This window comes from Paenarthrobacter sp. YJN-5 (assembly GCF_015040095.1).
Classification (GTDB): Bacteria; Actinomycetota; Actinomycetes; order Actinomycetales; family Micrococcaceae; genus Arthrobacter; species Arthrobacter ureafaciens.
This window is the reverse complement of record NZ_CP053546.1, coordinates 67,411-84,229: the sequence shown is the minus strand read 5'-3', so window position 1 is coordinate 84,229 and position 16,819 is coordinate 67,411. Positions and strand designations below refer to the sequence as shown.

Annotated in this window: 18 protein-coding genes and 1 pseudogene; 7 read left to right on the top strand and 12 right to left on the bottom strand. The window is 58.9% G+C overall.

The window, feature by feature from the left end:
- Window positions 1–250 precede the first annotated feature (250 nt).
- Complete coding sequence (locus HMI59_RS24360) at window positions 251–1,936, top strand: hypothetical protein (RefSeq protein WP_227471735.1); 1,686 nt, start codon at window positions 251–253, stop codon at window positions 1,934–1,936.
- A 134-nt stretch (window positions 1,937–2,070) separates the two neighbouring features.
- Here the strand turns inward: HMI59_RS24360 and HMI59_RS24355 are convergent, their stop codons facing one another.
- The gene (locus HMI59_RS24355) at window positions 2,071–2,508 is read right to left on the bottom strand and encodes an AsnC family protein (RefSeq protein WP_193594472.1); all 438 of its coding nucleotides are present in this window, start codon (window positions 2,506–2,508) and stop codon (window positions 2,071–2,073) included.
- 591 nt (window positions 2,509–3,099) lie between these two features.
- Between HMI59_RS24355 and HMI59_RS24350 the strand changes: the two genes are divergently transcribed.
- The 4 genes from HMI59_RS24350 (at window position 3,100) to HMI59_RS24335 (ending at window position 6,862) form a co-directional block, all read left to right on the top strand.
- Entirely contained in the window at window positions 3,100–3,741 is a 642-nt protein-coding gene (locus HMI59_RS24350; protein WP_193594471.1) for an AAA family ATPase, read from the top strand.
- Between the two features lie 939 nt (window positions 3,742–4,680).
- Window positions 4,681–5,070 carry a cytidine deaminase gene (locus tag HMI59_RS24345; protein WP_370583603.1) on the top strand — a complete coding sequence of 130 codons (390 nt, stop codon included), beginning with the start codon at window positions 4,681–4,683 and terminating at the stop codon, window positions 5,068–5,070.
- Window positions 5,071–5,155: 85 nt separating this feature from the next.
- Window positions 5,156–6,406, top strand: coding sequence for an IS256 family transposase (locus HMI59_RS24340; protein ID WP_193591830.1), 1,251 nt, complete (start codon window positions 5,156–5,158; stop codon window positions 6,404–6,406).
- Window positions 6,407–6,532: 126 nt separating this feature from the next.
- Entirely contained in the window at window positions 6,533–6,862 is a 330-nt protein-coding gene (locus HMI59_RS24335) for an ASCH domain-containing protein (RefSeq protein WP_193594470.1), read from the top strand.
- 142 nt (window positions 6,863–7,004) lie between these two features.
- Here HMI59_RS24335 and HMI59_RS24330 read toward each other — a convergent pair whose 3' ends face one another.
- The gene (locus HMI59_RS24330) at window positions 7,005–7,838 is read right to left on the bottom strand and encodes a hypothetical protein (RefSeq protein WP_193594469.1); all 834 of its coding nucleotides are present in this window, start codon (window positions 7,836–7,838) and stop codon (window positions 7,005–7,007) included.
- A 460-nt stretch (window positions 7,839–8,298) separates the two neighbouring features.
- Here HMI59_RS24330 and HMI59_RS26015 point away from each other — a divergent pair, with 460 nt between their 5' ends.
- Together HMI59_RS26015 and HMI59_RS26160 are read left to right on the top strand one after the other, a co-directional pair.
- Window positions 8,299–8,652, top strand: coding sequence for a recombinase family protein (locus tag HMI59_RS26015; RefSeq protein ID WP_255527693.1), 354 nt, complete (start codon window positions 8,299–8,301; stop codon window positions 8,650–8,652).
- Window positions 8,606–8,773, top strand: coding sequence for a recombinase family protein (locus HMI59_RS26160; protein WP_370583602.1), 168 nt, complete (start codon window positions 8,606–8,608; stop codon window positions 8,771–8,773). Before HMI59_RS26015 ends, HMI59_RS26160 begins: the two co-directional genes overlap by 47 nt.
- 171 nt (window positions 8,774–8,944) lie before the next feature.
- Here the strand turns inward: HMI59_RS26160 and HMI59_RS24320 are convergent, their stop codons facing one another.
- From HMI59_RS24320 to HMI59_RS24275, 10 genes and pseudogenes are all read right to left on the bottom strand, one after another.
- Window positions 8,945–9,571 carry a hypothetical protein gene (locus HMI59_RS24320; protein ID WP_193594468.1) on the bottom strand — a complete coding sequence of 209 codons (627 nt, stop codon included), beginning with the start codon at window positions 9,569–9,571 and terminating at the stop codon, window positions 8,945–8,947.
- Window positions 9,572–9,941: 370 nt separating this feature from the next.
- Window positions 9,942–10,082 (bottom strand): annotated as a pseudogene (locus HMI59_RS24315) (SMR family transporter); the annotation flags it as partial.
- 507 nt (window positions 10,083–10,589) lie between these two features.
- Window positions 10,590–11,348, bottom strand: a complete 759-nt coding sequence (gene istB, locus HMI59_RS24310) for an IS21-like element helper ATPase IstB (RefSeq protein ID WP_193594466.1) — start codon at window positions 11,346–11,348, stop codon at window positions 10,590–10,592.
- Window positions 11,345–12,580 carry an IS21 family transposase gene (istA, locus tag HMI59_RS24305; protein WP_193594465.1) on the bottom strand — a complete coding sequence of 412 codons (1,236 nt, stop codon included), beginning with the start codon at window positions 12,578–12,580 and terminating at the stop codon, window positions 11,345–11,347. The genes istB and istA overlap by 4 nt, the downstream gene beginning before the upstream one ends.
- Window positions 12,581–13,231: 651 nt before the next feature.
- Complete coding sequence (locus tag HMI59_RS24300; RefSeq protein ID WP_193594464.1) at window positions 13,232–13,696, bottom strand: hypothetical protein; 465 nt, start codon at window positions 13,694–13,696, stop codon at window positions 13,232–13,234.
- Window positions 13,693–14,109: a TIR domain-containing protein gene (locus HMI59_RS24295; RefSeq protein WP_193594463.1), complete on the bottom strand. Its 417-nt coding sequence runs from the start codon at window positions 14,107–14,109 to the stop codon at window positions 13,693–13,695. Before HMI59_RS24295 ends, HMI59_RS24300 begins: the two co-directional genes overlap by 4 nt.
- 343 nt (window positions 14,110–14,452) lie before the next feature.
- The gene (locus HMI59_RS24290) at window positions 14,453–15,181 is read right to left on the bottom strand and encodes a DUF6338 family protein (protein ID WP_193594462.1); all 729 of its coding nucleotides are present in this window, start codon (window positions 15,179–15,181) and stop codon (window positions 14,453–14,455) included.
- A complete protein-coding gene (locus HMI59_RS24285; protein WP_193594461.1) occupies window positions 15,181–15,351 on the bottom strand; it encodes a hypothetical protein in 171 nt (56 codons plus the stop codon). The genes HMI59_RS24290 and HMI59_RS24285 overlap by 1 nt, the downstream gene beginning before the upstream one ends.
- Before the next feature lie 194 nt (window positions 15,352–15,545).
- The gene (locus tag HMI59_RS24280; RefSeq protein ID WP_193594460.1) at window positions 15,546–15,830 is read right to left on the bottom strand and encodes a hypothetical protein; all 285 of its coding nucleotides are present in this window, start codon (window positions 15,828–15,830) and stop codon (window positions 15,546–15,548) included.
- A complete protein-coding gene (locus HMI59_RS24275; RefSeq protein ID WP_193594459.1) occupies window positions 15,830–16,816 on the bottom strand; it encodes a caspase family protein in 987 nt (328 codons plus the stop codon). The genes HMI59_RS24280 and HMI59_RS24275 overlap by 1 nt, the downstream gene beginning before the upstream one ends.
- Between the last annotated feature and the right edge of the window lie 3 nt (window positions 16,817–16,819).

Sequence of the window (16,819 nt, the reverse complement as noted above, 5' to 3'; positions counted from 1 at the left end):
ACTTTTGACAACACCCACGTTGTGGGTGCCATTTGTGTTACCTCGAAAGGAACTACTGCACACCATGGTACCGGAACCGGTATTGGCGTCAACGCATGCCCATGTGAGTGTCGCTGCGTATTCAAGCCCAGAAGAAGCGTGGAGCCTTGCTCCGTTGATCGCTGGTGCGCCGTCGTACCGTTTGGGGCGTTGGATTGGCCAGAAGTTTCAATATCCGCGGCCTAAGAGTGGGCTGAAGATCACACGAGCATTGCCAACACGCCCTGCTGCGGTTGCCGTGCATGGTGCGGATGGCAGTGTTGCCACGCTTTGCCTGGACTTTGACACATCCAAGGCCCTGAAGGGTGTTGTCGATACGGATGCGGCTCGGGTGGGTCGCTTGCTGTCGGCATGCGGGGTGCTCTTTGTTGAGGACTTCTCCCCCAGTGGTGGCCGGCATATCTACGTCCCGCTGCAGGAGCGTTTGGACGCGGCCGAGGCCAGGGACCTGGTCGAGGCCTTGGCGTTGACCGCTTCGAGCCTGGACCCGAGTCCTCATCAGAACGTCACCGACGGTTGCATCCGGGTGCCAGGTTCGGTGCATAAGTCCGGTGGCCACCAAACCCTGATCACGCCCCTGTCCGGGGCGTACGACATCCTGCGCCGCCGCAACCCCTCCGCCGCGGTGGTGGAGTTGCGGACTGCGCTGGCGCCGGAGTTGGCCCGCAAACGCGCTCTGAAGGCTAGGACGGCCAAGACCGTTGCCGCGCAGCGCACCGGCGCCCTGCCGGCCCTTCCTCTGGCTTCGGGCAGCGAAGCGCCGCTGCGCCGGGTGGCCCGGACCGGGTTGTATGACACGGCCCGGTACAAGAGCCCGTCAGAGGCCCGGATGGCCGTGCTGAATCACTTCAGCGCCTGCGGCTGGTCCCTGACCCAGGTCGAGGGTGAACTTGGTGGCCAGTTCCCCGGCCTGGCAGCCCTCTATGGGTCTCCGGAACGTCAGGGACGGTTGTTGCCGTTCGAGTGGGCCAAAGCCGCGGCCTTCACCGCTAGCAACCCGGCTTCGCAGAAACCACTCCCCCGGAAACACGGGGAAAAGAGTGCACTTATTAACAACACAAGCCGAACTTTAATCACAGGGGGGCGGGAAGAACCCAGCAGTGCTGCTGTGCACCAGCTTGTGAACGATCTGGAAAATATCCTCTATGCGGTTCTGGACCACCGGCTGCAGTCCAGGGGGCGGCAAGGTCTGAGTCTTCGCCTGCTGATCCGTGGACTGCTGGGGTATATGAGGGCCAAGGAAACGGACATTCTCGACGTGGGCTGCCGTACCTTGGCCGTTGCCATGGGCAAACACCATGTCACCATTGCCCGGCTCCTGCCGATCCTCGCCAGCGCCTCGGACGGGATCCTAACCAAGATCGCCGACGCTCATTACAAAGCTGCCGACGTGTACCTGATTCAGCTCCCGGAGCAGTACAAGCAACTGGCCCGGGAACTGACTTGGCGCAAAGGAAAAATCCACGCCATCAGGCCGGTATTCCGGGCCTTGGGCGACGCCACAGCACTGGTGTACGAGGCGATCGAACGCGGCCGCCACTCCCCCACCACCGCGGATCTCGTCCGGACCACCGGTGTCAGCCGCAACGCCTGCTCAAACGCCCTGGCCGAAATGGAAACCCTGGGCATGATCCAACGCCACGGAAGGGCATGGAAGACCACCACCGCCAACCTGCGCATGCTCGCAGCCCGACTCGGCGTCCTGGACGACTACCTCGAACACATCGCCCGAAACCGCCGTGAACGCGCCAAATGGCACGCCCACCTCGACCGCTTCCGCGACACCCATATCAATGAAACCGACCTTTACGACGCCGAACGCGACGAATACTGGATTCCACCGGATGATGACCCCGCTGGGTGGCCCTTCCAGAAGGTCCTCTATCGAGCCGCCTAGTTCCGCTGCAGGAAGTACTTTCGTACCTGCGCAATCATTGGTTATAGCGTTGGTCAGCTGGTGGCGGGGCAGGAAACTCAGTCACCTGTGCTTACATCTCCGAAGCCGCACCCAGGGAGATTGCCAGCAGGTGTCTATGTTGAATTTTTCCAGCGTTCATGGGCAGACTGCCGGCTTATCCCTAAAACGTCACCGATGCGACCCCAGGAGACGCCAGCTCTTCGTGCCGCGCCTACTCCGTTTTCAAGTCGGCGCAGGGCTCGTTTCCAGTCCCTTGCAGCGGTGTCAAGTTCTGCGATAGCCGCTGCAGGTGCGGCGTGCTGGTGCCATTCCTGACGTATCCGTTGTTCGACGGTCACCGACGGCAAGGCTCGGCCGAGGAACGGAACGAAGGTTCTGCGTTGGGGCAGGTTTTCCTCGCGCGAGAGATTTGCGCGGGTCCACATCGGACCAATCCAGCCGCAGGCACAGACTGCTCGCCAACCGATGACTTCATCATCAGGAACAATCTCAAACGCACTGGCGTCGGGATGCCGCACATAGTTGCCAGAGACGCCCTCAACCAGAACCACTCCCCGACTAAGGTCAATTGAGATTCGTCCGTCAGGTACAACAGCGCAGAGATTTCCTTCGTGCGCTGCGTCTATGCACCAGGCCATCAAAGTCCTATCACGTGGATTGATTGGGTGTCAGGTAATCCTGACACCCCTCCCCCACCTTACGGTCATTCTGTGAATGTGGTGGCTCACTGCAACTAGGTTGGGTGCGCTACTGTTGCGCAACGAAACTAGTTGCATTTCAGTTCGATTGTGGCTAGTGGGCTCCAGCACTTGCGCTTCCGGGGAGCTATGGAGGGGATGACCCCGGGAGGTGCAGCAGAGTTCGCTCTACAACCAAAGCGCAACCTAACGAGTGCCGTTGCGTACGTGAACTCGTTGCGTTTGTAGTTAGAATGCAACTTGTTTGGTTGCACAAACAAAGTGCAACTAAATAGGTTGCGTTGCTGTTCGCGTTCGACTAGATTTGTATCTAGTTTGCAACCAGATAGGTTTCGCAACGCCACCGGTTCGAAACAAGAATTGAACCTGATTCGGTGCAGACGTGAACTAGTATGCACCAACGGCGTCAGGCGAAAGCTGTCACCCTTGAAAGGTACCGAATCCATGATTCTCACAATCGGATCGCTTAAAGGCGGGTGCTCAAAATCGACACTCACCGTAAACATCGCTGCAGAACTAGCGCGGCAGGGCATGAAGGTCACAGTGGTGGACGCTGACCCCATTGCTAGTACGACGAACTGGATTGCCGACAGGGAAGAGCGAAGCCCAGGTCTCCCCTCAGTTATTGGCGTGCAGAAGAAGGGGAACCTGCGCGCAACGCTCCTGGATCTCGACGCAGGCGCTGACTACGTGATCGTGGACACTGGTGGTTACGATTCCCAGGAACTCCGGACCGCCGCCACGGCTTCTGATGTTCTGGTTGTTCCCATGAAGGCTTCTCCTCTAGATCTGGATACCTTGCCGAAATTCGTCAAAGTCGTAGAAGGCATCATGGACTTCAATGCGGAACTGGCGGTCCGTGGACTATTCGCCCAAGCCTCCACTCACCCGATGGACAAGCGACTGGATGAATCCCGCGACATCTTGGTCGATTACCCAGAGATCCCGCTGCTAGAAACGACGATCTATCAGCGTAGCTCTTACATGGACGTCATGCCCGTAGGTAGGGGAGTAGTTGAGTGGAGTGACAGCAAGGCCAAAGCGGAAGTACAAGTACTCGTGCAGGAGTTGATTAACATTGGCTAATCCCCGCCCTACCCCGAATCGCCGACGTCGCGAAATTAGTCCGGACGAGGAGGCCCGTATCGCGGCCTTTGCAAAGCAGGCCGAGACGCTTCTGCCTGAGAATGCGTCGACCCAACCACCTGCGCCAGAACCGGTCAGTCCAAAGCCTCAACCCGCGGTCCCTGCTGCAAAGGCGGTCAAGACTAAGTCCTATACATTTCGAATGACCGAAGAAACTTTGAACGAGCTCCGGGACACAGCAGCGGAAGAAGATCGGAGCATTCAATGGGTCTTCGACAAGATTCTTCTTCCTGCACTGCGGAACCGAACTGCAACCGACTAAGTTGCGAGCTGCAACCAAAAGGTCGTGACCTGGGCCATCCGAGATTGTTGGTGGTGTCTTGTAAAGGTAATGCTTTCTGAGGCAGTGCTGCAGTTGCGGGCGGCAGGCCAAATACTCAGGATTTCCGCGCGCAAGGGGGTCTCGTATAGTCGTCTTACCGTGAAGCGTCTCAGTGTCGGCGGGGGAGGGAGTTTCCGAGCGAGGGAACGTAAGGGGATCCCCAAACGGACGACTTTGAGTATTGTCCGTTTCCGCGAGGCGCTAAGCATGGTCTGATGAACGGATGAAGAACTGGGTTTGGGGCGTAACAGGAGTAGCTACGTTATGTATGGCTTTAGCGCTGATTGCAGTGGGTTTCCTTCAGCCTGGAGTCACATGCGCTGAAGACGATAGTTCCGCCGGCTGCCCGTCGACGCCTGTTCATGCAGTAATGCTGGGATCGGGAACTGTTCTACTTCCAACGGGTATCTGGTTTTTGATTCGATCAGGGAAGCAAGAACGCCTGGCACCGGATTTGGTAGCTCCGTTCAAGTAGCGGACTGTTCAAGGTCGCCACGAGTGGTACGTAAGGGGATCCATAAATAGGACAACGACAGCGCCTGTTAGCGTGGTCAGTTGTGGAACCACTTATATCGGAGCGCCGTGTCATTGATGCTGCGGAAACCCTGGCGCGAAGCCTCGGCGACAACGACAATCACACCGTTGCAGCAGCGGCGATGGACGTTGATGGACGCATTCACCAAGCAGCGAATGTCTACCACTTCACCGGTGGTCCGTGCGCCGAACTCGTTGCCTTAGGAGTTGCGGCCGCTGCGGGAGCAAAGCAGCTTTTGACTATTGCCGCTGCTGGTGACCGAGGGCGGGGTTTGATTCCTCCATGTGGTCGATGCCGACAAGTTCTCCTCGATCATCATCCGGATATTCTTGTCGCGGTCCCTGCGGAGAAGGGCCCTGTCGTTCGGCCCGTCCGGAAGCTCCTGCCAGTAGTGCCCCGTAGAGTGGTGTAACGATCCCGGCCAGTAAACGTCAGCGTGGCCACCGGGATCTTCCTTCGAGGAAACTCTCACATCCCACTCGAAAGGCGTCACACCGATGACCACTCCCTCTATTGTCGACCCTGCCACCGTCCTCACCAACGCGCTGGGCGACGCATCACCGGATCTGATGCGCACCCTGCTGCAAACCATGATCAACACCCTCCTCTCAGCCGAAGCAGATGCGATCTGCGGCGCCGAGTACGGGAAGCCCTCTGCTGACCGAGTGAATTCCCGCAACGGATACCGCACCCGTGAACTCGATACGCGTGTCGGAACCATAGACGTCGCGATCCCGAAGCTCCGCTCCGGCACGTACTTCCCCGAGTGGCTCCTCGAACGTCGCAAACGCTCAGAAGCGGCGATGATCACCGTCGTCGCTGACGCCTACCTCGCTGGCGTCTCAACGAGGCGGATGGACAAACTCGTGAAGACCCTTGGCATCCATTCCCTGTCGAAGTCGCAGGTCTCCCGAATGGCCGCCGATATGGACGAGCATGTGCGTGAGTTTCGCACGAGGCCGTTAGGTGAGGCCGGCCCGTTCACGTTCGTCGCGTGCGACGCACTCACGATGAAAGTGCGTGAGGGCGGGCGGGTGATCAACACCATGGTGCTCGTCGCGACCGGGGTGAACGCTGACGGGCATCGGGAAGTCCTGGGCATGCAAGTGGCGACCGCGGAGACCACGATGGCGTGGAACGGGTTCTTCGCAGACCTTGTCGCGCGCGGCCTCACCGGGGTGAAACTCATCACCTCTGACGCGCACGCTGGCCTCGTTGAAGCGATGCGCGCGAACTTCCCTGGGACGTCGTGGCAACGGTGTCGCACGCACTACGCTGCGAACCTGATGTCAGTGACCCCGAAGAGCATGTGGCCGGCGGTGAAAGCGATGCTGCATTCCGTGTACGACCAACCCGACCAGAAAAGTGTTGAGGCCCAATTCGACCGGCTCCTGGACTACGTCGAGGACAAACTCCCCGAAGTGCACGACCACCTCGATGCTGCCCGGGCTGACATTCTCGCGTTCACCACGTTCCCGAAAGATGTGTGGCAGCAGATCTGGTCGAATAACCCGAACGAGCGCCTGAACCGTGAGATCCGCCGCAGGACCGATGTGGTGGGGATCTTCCCGAACCGGGCCGCGATCACCCGCCTCGTCGGGGCCGTTCTTGCGGAGCAGTCTGACGAATGGGCCGAGGGTCGTCGTTACCTCGGTCTTGACGTTCTCGCGAGGTGCCGCCTCACGCTCGTGGGTACCGACACTATCGGCCAGCACCATGAGCTCCCCGAGCTCGGGGCCGCAGCATGAGCGCCCCCACTCCTGGGCTGTACTCCGACACCGTGAGTGAGCTCGTCGCGAGCATCTGCAATCACAACGAAAACTAGCCCCCACATCCTTGAAGGATCACGAAACGGTTACACCACTCCACGGGACTTGACCCTCCTGCCCGATACTTACTTCTACCCAGATGCTCAGGGGCGCCGTATCCTCCGCTTCAACAAGCGGTATCACGACGCCGTCATGTCAGGGGAGAAGACCACGACCATTCGCTGGGATGAACCAGTAGAGGCAGGACAGGCGACGTTCGTTTTCGAGGACCATCCCGAATTTGCGCACGTGGAGGGAGAGATCATCTCTGTCGGGCAGACAAGATTGCAGGATCTCGACGATGAGCACGCACGCGGATTGAAAGCTCACTACCCGTTGATGCCCGAAGATGCCGTGCTGTCTCACGTCTCATTTCGCGTCCATGCTGCCCGGTAAAGGATCCTTCACCGCACGTAGGGAGGACGAGCCGGCTGAGTCCCCCCGTTCTCGGCATGAACTGGGTGATGCCATGAAAGCTTCTCCTGAAGTGAAGCCTTGAGATTGAGCCGCTTGACCCGAGGGGTCAATCACCTCAGCCTTATGGTTGCTTTCTTCGGCTTGAGCCCGTGAAGGATTTTTGTGGCTCGCGGGGCGATTTACCGACTCTGTGGTGCAAGGGTCTGGGATGTATCCAGACATTTCTTATTGCGACGTACATCTTGAGGAAAGCCAAGAGCCCAGCCATCACCGTAAACGCACCGCCAAGCAAGACGATACCCATCCACGCCGGCCAGGGGAGGGGGGCGTTTACGTCATGCATGCCTTGTGCTGCTCCGAACAGAACAGCCCAGCCGGACACTCCGATACTGAAGGCGAAGACTTGAAGGTAACCTAGCCCGCCCAAAATCGCTGTGGCCGGCCAGTTACCACCAGCTACACTGAACTCCTCTAACTTGAGGTCCTTGCCCCCGAGATAGGCCTTGTGTAGACGGCTGCGCTCGGCGAACACATTGAGCCACCCACAGATCCCCGCATATGCAAGAAACGGAACCAGGACCAAGAACATAGGTTCGGATCCCTGCTCGAACACGGCCTCCTGAAACTTATCCCAAGAAAAATTGGGAGCCGGGATTCGTCCCGCAGCGTATCCTGCCTGCCATGCCGTAATGAGTGCGATCAAGAAAGCAAACGTGGGAAACAGGAGCCTCCAGGCGGGTACAGCCTGGTACGAAACGATTTTTGCAGTCGCTGCCCTTTCCAGGCTCTCTATCGTTGCCGCGTCCGAACGACGAGGTTTGCTTGTCCGAAGACCGCTCCAAAACAAGATCTGACGGCGGAGCCGAGCAACGGCCGTGATCTGGTCGAGTGCGACCAAAATGCCCACAGTTGACGCCGCAGCAGTTAACAGGGGGACTAGGAAGTCGAAATTCACTTCATCATTATGTCTGCTCTCCGCATTTTGCCTGCTGCAGAAGGTCCAGTAGAGGCTCAAAGCTCGACAGGAGGTGCAAGATGGCACCCGGCACCTATACCCTGACCCGAAACCGATCCTCCAGTGGGCGATTTCTACGGACGCGAGCACGTCCGTTAGCCGGTCCCCCGTCGTGCTTGGATGAGGGTTGTCTGGGACTCCGGCGAATTTCGGCCTCAGCATGTACGCAAGACCCGCACGATGAAATGCACGATGACTTGGGGATAACAGCAACCCTGTCACCCCCTTCACGGTCATCTCATCAATGGATCCTTTGACGGGAACCGCGATCCTCGATCTGGCCGATGATTCTGAGGCGCAAATTTCCGGAGCGTGGCTTGTCCCAACAATGTGTCTCACTAGGGCATTCTCAACATCACCTGTATTTTCCTTTAATAAGACGGAGAAGTGATGGCACGCCTTGGATACACCCGCGTCAGCCTGGCGGACCATAACACCGATTTGCAGATCCGCGAACTGGAAGCAGCCGGGTGCAGCGGATCTACAAGGATCAGGGGATCAGCGGGACCAGGGGAGTCGTCCGGAGCTGGACCGGATGCTGGACCGTCTCGGCCCAGGGGATGAAGTAGTGGTGTGGAAGCTGGACCGGTTGGGACGAAACACTCGCCACCTGATCGAGCTCTTGGATGACTTCAAGGTCCGAGGCATCAAGTTCCGTTCCTTAAGGGAGGGCATCGCCACCGACCCGGCCAGCGAGGTGGGGAGCGATGGCCCAAGCGATGGTCACCATCATTTCCACTTTCGCCCAGCTTGAACGAGACCAACTCTCCGAACGCACGAAGGCCGGTATGGCGGCTGCGGCGGCCAACGGAAGGAGGGCTGGGCGTAGGGAGGCTACTACTGAGCACGCGGGGGTCAAAGGGCACATGAGCTGAAAATTCGAGGGCTTAAGCCGGCGGATATTGGAAGGATCATTGGAGCAAGCCGAGCGACTGTGTGCAGATACCTTGCCATGGACGCCTAAAGCGGCAAGAAAACAGCCACCAACAAGGCTTTCATCTGACATAACGCATGGTCTCTTACTGGACGGCGCAGCCTAAGCAGGCCTACTCTCCTTGGCTGCGTCGAAAATCTTCCTCCTCCGCCCAGCTCATACCTTGGGCGATCCGTTCCACCCTGTCAGCCCATTGCTTATCTCTTTTCTGGAGCAGGGCCGGGCCGTCTGCCCCCTTTTTGAACCATGTGAGGGCGATGTTCAAGGCGGTGCGGGAGGTCTCATCGGCATATTCGCGAACGCTGTTAAGCGTGGTCTCACTGAGAGGTAAGCCGTGGTTGACCGCGTTGCGAACGCGCCGATGCCGGTCACGGAGCAGCTTCGTTTCGTCCTGCATTTCTTCGAGGAGCTCCCGTTCATGGACGGGATCAGTGCAGATCTTCAGGGCATCCTCAAGGTCTGCGCGTTGAAGGTCAGACATGGGAAGTGCGCGGAGCTCGTCGTGATGGGCAGCGGCCTTTGAAACGGAAATCAGGACGCCTCCGCCGCGGCCGTAGTCAGAGATTTCTTGCTCGAGTTCTTTCCTGCCCGGATGGTGTTCCCGGGCGCACGCTCCGTCGAACGGTGCCCTCAGCTGCTTGGCGGTTCGACGGCCAGCTTGGGCGAGGGCCTCCTGAAGCTGGATGGTCTCAGCTAACTTATCGGAGCGAACCCGTAAAACCGATGAGAAGAGCTCCATCGCGTGGTCCTCAAGCGCCGAATGAACCAGAGCCCGCGATCCCGGCTGGAATTCTTGAGCGAATCTTGAGGCTTCCCTCATCCAACCTTGAGCCTGGGTCCTCACCTTGGAAGTGTCTCGCGTAACGACGGGCATGCTGGGTGGGCCGTCATGAAGCCGGCGGACCACCCAGGTAACGCGCACAGGTTGCAGCCGGAAGCCATGCATGGGATTAAGCCAGTGGGCATGTTCCGGGCGGTATCTTCCATGGAAAAGAGGACCGACGGGCTCCGCCCGCTGCGTCAGGGGCTGGTATCCACGGATTCTCCATCAAAAGCGGGCATACGAAACTGGCCAAGGTGAGCGCCGATTTATTATCTGTCTGACCGCGTCAGTGGAGCAGTTTCAGGCCCACGACTCCGCCGACAATCATCGCAAGGAAAAGCACTTTCAACACCGAGACTGTCTCGTCGCCGGTAGCCATCGCGTACACAACCGTCAGCACAGCGCCGATGCCCACCCACACCGCGTAGGTGAAGGATCCTTTACGGGGCACTCAAAGCCCGGTGCACACCTACCGATATGATCTATCTGCCCCCATCAGCTGGTGGAGGCAGGTGCACAGATGGAGTTACTGGATAAATGAGTGTGTTGGACTGGGGGGACGTCCCCACCTGGGTGGGAAGCATCCTAACTTCAGTTTCGCTTCTCTTAGCTTTCATTCTTTTGGCATCCGATCGACGGACCAAAGCCCGGGAACTCGCAGACCAATTTATGACCTGGCCCGAGATCATTCACGACCTGACAAATGAGCGATGGTTGGTCAGGGTGAACTGGACCAACGCTGGCGTTATGCCAGTACTGCGACCATATGTGATGGAAAGACTAGAGGGACGGCTCGTAGTGAGGGGAGATCTGGGAGTTCGGGAGGGAGTTACCACGGTGGTGGCCCCAGGCGTCTCGGACGGAAGGGCCTGTTAACGCCAACCGAAATTAGGGCCAGTTTTGCCAACTGAAAACGGGGCCACGGGTTGCTGTTCTATTGTGCCTGAAGCTGGGTTTTTGTCTTGTTCCGGAGTCGGTAGCTGCTGCCGGTGAGGTTCAGGACTTCTGCGTGGTGAACGATTCGGTCGATCATTGCCGAGGCCACTGTCGCGTCGCTGAAGACTTCGCCCCACCTGCTGAAGGCGAGGTTGCTGGTCAGCACCAGGGAGGCGTGTTCATAGCGGGATGAGACCAGCTGGAAGAACAGGTTGGCCGAGTCTTGGTCGAAGGGGATGTAGCCGACTTCGTCAACGATGAGCAGCTTGTATCGGCGGAGCTTGGCCAGTTCCTGGGGCAGGCGACCGCGGTCGTGGGCTTCGGCCAGCCTCGATACCCACCCGGTCGCGGTGTCGAACAGGACGCGGTGCCCGGCGCGTGCGGCCCGGATCCCGATCCCGACGGCCAGATGGGTCTTGCCGGTGCCGGGCGGGCCGAGCAGGACCACGTTCTTGGCTTCGTCCAGGAACACCCCGGTGCCTAGATGCGCGACGAGGTTCCGGTCCGCGGCAGGCTGGTGGTCGAAGTTGAACTCTTCCAGCAGCTTGTGTCCGGGGAACCTCGCGGCCTTGATCCGCAGGGCTGCCCCGGAGGCCTCTCGTTCGGCGACCTCGCGGGAGAGGACAGCGGCGAGGTATTCCTCGTGTGACCAGCCTGCTTCGCGTGCCCGGTCCCCGAGGGATCGGTAGCCGTCGGCGATCCGCGGCGCGCGAAGCGCACGGGCGTAGTACTCGATGTCCTTCGCTGCCCCGTTCACCGTCCTGCCCCGGACAGCTCGCGGGCATCGTCGGGGATGGCGACCCCAAACAGTTCGTCATAGATCGACAGGTCCCGTTCCTCCACCACCGTGGACCGTCCGGCCTTGACGCTCCGGTGGATCCGTCGGAGGGAGGCGGCTTTGTCCACGTGCGCGGGGTCGGTGAAGATCTGGTGCCTGGCCCACCGCCGCTCGTGCCTGGCCAGCAGCCGGCCGTCTGCGCTCACGGTCACCTTTTCCAGGTCTGCTTCGACGTCCACGATCCGCCCGATCGCGCCCGGGTCCACGGAATAGTCGTTGGAGAAGACCCGCACATAGTAGTCCCGTGGCAGCCGGACGCTGCTGCGGAAGGCAAACGCGGGCGCCACCGGAGTCAACGGCCGCATCGCGTCCCGGTCCCGGACGAAGAGCTCGGCCGGGCGGCCGTGCCGGGTCCGGGAGTAGCGGGCGTTCGCCCGCGGCAGCCAGTCCGCGAGCTGGTCGTTGAAATCCAGCGGGGACGCGAACGTCCGGCCCGGCATGAAGCCCTGGCGGAAGTAACGGTTCATCCGCTCCACCATGCCCTTGGATTCCGGATCCCGTGGCGGCAACTGCCGGATCTCGCAGCCCAGCACGCCCGCGAACGCCGCCGCCGGCTCGGTCAGCCTGCCCTGGCCGATCCCTGATTCGTTGTCCCAGACCAGCTGCTTGGGCACTGCACCGGCCTCCTGCAGCAGCGACCACATCCCGCCCAGCAAATCAAAGGTCGTGCGGGTCGGCAGCATCCTGGCCTGGATGTATCCGGAGAACGCGCACGTCATCACCAACACCGGAGGCTTGCCCTCCTGCCCGTGACCCAGAGGCAGCGGCTCATGGGGAAACCACAAATCGCACTGCATCGCCTGGCCCGGTTCATGAACCAGCCGGTCCACCGGATCCGCCGGCATATACTCGGGCCGGAGTCCACGGACCTTGTCCCGGAACAAGGACGCAGAGCCCGTCCAGCCGACGCGTTCGGCCAGTACCGAGGCCGGCATCGTCGGCGTCTGAACCAACAAGGCCCGCACCCGTGGCGCGTATGCATCAAAGCTCGAACCGGCCGGCTTCCGCTCATACTTCGGCGGCCGCTCCGCCTCCAACGCCCGGTCCACCGTCCCCCGGGAAACCCCGAGCTGCTTAGCCAGCTCCCTCTTGGAAATTTTCTCCGTCGCGTATCGATGGCGTATCTGCGCCCAAACATCCAATGTGATCACCTTCCATAATGGTCAGTGGCCTCATTTTCAGTCGGCGTTTTTGGCCCTATTTTCGGTTGGCGTCAACAGGGCCATGCGATCGTCTAAGCATCAGCCCATGGATCTGTACGTGGAATTTTCGGACGGTCGCGGTCATCTCTGGCGGCGAGACCTGAGCACTGGCCAGTATTTGTCCCCGCGGAAGATGCGGCGATGGATAAGGCGGTCAGAGCGACTAAAACAGCCGGGGGGAGACCGCAACGCCTACAAGACCCTGAAGACACCTGCGGAGTAGGACTTCATCAGCGCGCTCACTTTCAGTACATGACTCGCGCGAAACAGGGCATTCCCGTCGATCAATGACCATTGCGGTGTTTTCGGAGCGCTAAATCACCCCTCGGCTAGCTATGCGAAGAATTGCTTCTAAGTACGGTCTGTCTTGTTCTTGCTGGTCTTCGGAGAGACTTGCAAACGGAATGAGGGCTGCGTGATCAGGCTGCCGTGGAGCCATCCAAGTCGACCAAGCATCATGAACGTCCTATAGCGACGTACGGTCCCCCTTTACCAGGACTAGCAGCGCGTAAAGGCGATAGAGTGCGGCACCATCATCGTCTGGGCGCAATGAAGGTGCAAGTTCATCCCGGACACGGTCGGCAACATCATCTAAGTAGTTCACCACCACACGGTAACTGAGATTACCGCGTTGATTCCGAAAAACAGGATCGGCACGATACGTTCCACTGCTCCGAGCTCGGCATATCGCCCTCTCAGCTTCGGGACAGGGTCCGTTCTTAGAGAATTCCACTCGTCCGTAAATGGAGTCACACTGAAATGTTCTTGTTCGATCTTGTTGATCACCTCGAACTTCGCCCGGTTGAGGTCTCGGTAGCTTCGAAGCTGCAGCCACCAAGTAATGCTTGTCAGTCCGCCCACAATCGCGAGGAGTGTTGCCCTGAGGGGGGCAAGTTCCTCCCCTCCAACTAGCCCAACGAGAGCTGGTACCCCTAGCAGCGTGCTTTCTAGGGTCAGGTAAAACTGATTGGCTTGACCTCGCCGCGCGGAGATTCTGTCCGCCATTTCCACCGACATCTTGTAAAGATCGAGTACCTCCGGTGAGGCGCTGCCAGTACCTGTCATGCTACGTTCCTGCCTTCGCCCATCATCTGAGTGATTGCCGCACCTACTCCGCTCCATGTCCAGGCGATGACTCGATTTCGGGCTAGGCCTGCAGGAAGAGTGCTGTAGGTCGAAGCACCGTCAACATAAATGCCGAAGGTGGGAACGTTAAGCGCTTTCGCCATTGAAATTTCCTTCGCTACGCCCGTAGCAGATCCCATGGACCTTCCAACGAGAACGATGAGCATATGCGTCCGGTTGATCTTGTTTCGAATCTGCTGCTCCCATACGGCCTGCGGCAAGGCAGTTTTACTGGACCAATCTTCAATTGAAAATGGAGTTGGCGATTCCTTGTGAGCTTGCCCTGCGAAGAGGATCTTGGACTGCTGGTTGTGGTCGAAATCGAAACTTAGAAAAGCCCGCGGGTCGGACATCAGTGCTCCATTCGTAGACATATAGGTTGCTCACTTCTTATCACTAACCGCTGACAGTACGAAGCTCGTTAGTCGGTCGTTCACCGGCCGCGCCGGCACGGCACTTTGGCTGCCGAACTTTCGCGCGTTTCCGCCATTCCCGGATTCCCGTATACCCCGCCCGAATTACTGCCCGGTGAGGGGGCCCTATACGCTACAGTCCGCAGTATGCTTATCGGATACGCTCGCTGCTCGACGAACACCCAGGACCTCACCGCCCAGCATCACGAGGTGGAGAGCTGCCGGCAAGGATCCGAGGCATCACGAATTATGAAGTCCGTGGATCAACTATCGGCAAGATCCATCAGTGGTTCCGGTTGGTATTTCCCATAGGGGTAGTAGCCTTGGGAAGGTTTTCGTCCTGGGCGTAAGCCTCGACGGCGATCATTTCAATCTCTGGACCCTTCAGGACCACAGCACGGAGCGTGGTTGCTGAAAAGATTCCCGGACTTTTTGCGTCGCCTTGGAGAATCGGCGTGTGAAGGACTAGTTCGCGGTCTGCGAGTTCATGCTCGGTGCTGAACCCCAGTACAGGCCCAACCCAGATTTCGCCAGATTTCATGCGCACACGGGCTATGGATATATGGTTCTTTGGTGCTCGCGATTGGAGTACTTCAGTCCACAGTGAATGTGACGACGTTACCCCTCCTGAAACCCATTTGAACTTCGCCTTGAGCATGTCAAACAGGCCTTGAAGCCTCATCCAGAGATGTACTACAAGGAAGCTGGCCACGAGGTACACAGCTAGGCTTACGGCCAGCTGTCGCGTATGTGAGCCCAAATACTGAGGGTCCCGCTTGAGGAGCGCGGTAACGTCAGGAGGATCGTCGGGGCTTAGGACAGTGACCCAAAACCAGAATGCCAAGAGCCCAGCAACGATGCCTATGGCGACAGAGGCTACGACGGCTCGGCTTGCCTCATAGAAGGCAGATTCCTTGGTCCGCGTGTAGCGTCGGCCTCGGACAAGCTCAAAGTAGAATCCTGGTGCAACCGCCAGGATGAATATAAGGACGCCAAAGGCGGACGTGGGCACTAGTCTTTGTCAGCGCCCGAGGAGGTGCCGGCATCCGTGTTGCTGGTCAGAGATGCGATGACATCGGCAACAGACTGATTGGTGGGCACCTCTGTATGCGCGGAAATAGTGGAGAAGCCCTTTTCGATGAGGTCGAATGTGGGGGCAGGTCGAGTCTGTTCGTCGGCCACTTGCTTACCTTTCTTGGCGTTGTGGGCTGAATCCGCCCACTGAAATTCTAGTTCTGGAGGCAGCCCAGTTTGGAGACTTGCACCGGCATGTCAGGCCAATCGGGCCCTGCCCCGACCTGGGAAGCAGACGCCGTGGAGACCTAAACCATCCGTCCAGTGCCAGTTCCAGTGCCAGTGCCCCCTGAGTGAGGCTGCTAGGCGCCGGATTCCCGATGGGCTTGAATGAGGGCTGCGAGATACTCCTGTGCCTGGTCTCGATCACTGTTCTTCTCTTGATCAGAAAGATCAGCGTAAGGTGTCGCGATCTGCTGTTCCCATCGCCTCACCAGATGGGACGGAATGACCAAGCTGCCGTCTTCGAGGGCGCTGCATTGCTCGTGCAGATACTTCTGCCAGTGTGCCCATCGGGCGTGCTCGACTGCAGCTGTAATCTCCAAGGCCTCTGATGTGTTCAAAAAGTGCTCTAGCTCTTCGGACATCAGATGCGGCTCTGCTTGACTAGCTTCCAGTAATGCTCCCCGAGAACGGTCAATTCGCACGCTTTGCTCTCCATGGCAGCAAAGTACATGTGCGCTGCACCGACAGGGCGCACAAGATTGACTTTGACGTATCTCTGGAGCACTTCAAACGTAGCATTCTTGACCGGGTCTGGGTCCGGGATGTCCGGATTCTCAAGCTGCTCACGGGAACGATCCGGCTCGTAGGAAGGATCCAAGGGGAGCTGGTAGTCCGCCGATGGAAAGATTTCCGTGAGCTGCTGTAGCTCGCTCAGGGCAATTGGAGGCGCCGTTCGGCGTAGTGAGACGAATGATTTCACGTTCGTCTTGAATACGGGGCGTTGCTGCCAGGGGCCAAGTGACTGGTCTACATGAGCATAGACGCTTCCGGGCGTAATGTCTCCGACCAGGTTGGCGGCAGCGCCGTTGAGCGCATCGACCAGAAGGTTGGTGAACACCCCTGACCCCCCTGAAGCAAGGGCATACTGCTCCGCAGTTGAAGCTGACAGTATGGTTACCCCATCTCTGATGTCGGCCTGCTGGCCACCTACCGCAGTGTTTGCCGCGGCTCCGCTGTGGCAACTGTCAAGGATGATGACCTTATTCGTTGCGGGGGACTGGTTGGCCAGGGTCATAACTTCATTCAGAGATAACCCGTCGTCACCGCTTTGCGCGTCGCTGGCGCATAGGTAACCGCCGGTGTCTTCCAGATATCCGTGCCCGGAGAAGTAGAAAAGTGCAATTTCAGCATCTCCTGTAAAGAGCTCGCGCACGGCGGTCTTCAAAGCAACTCGGTCCACTAGGGAGTCCGGCCCGGTGCCGGTCAGCAGCTTAGGGTTCGCGAAATTCAGGGTGCCGTCTGCATGACGCTCCAAAACGGAATTGACCGCGTAAGCATCATTGACGCAGCCGTGAAGTGGCGTGACATTTTCGTAGTAGTCGATCCCAACGACCAAAGCTTTGCGCACGCT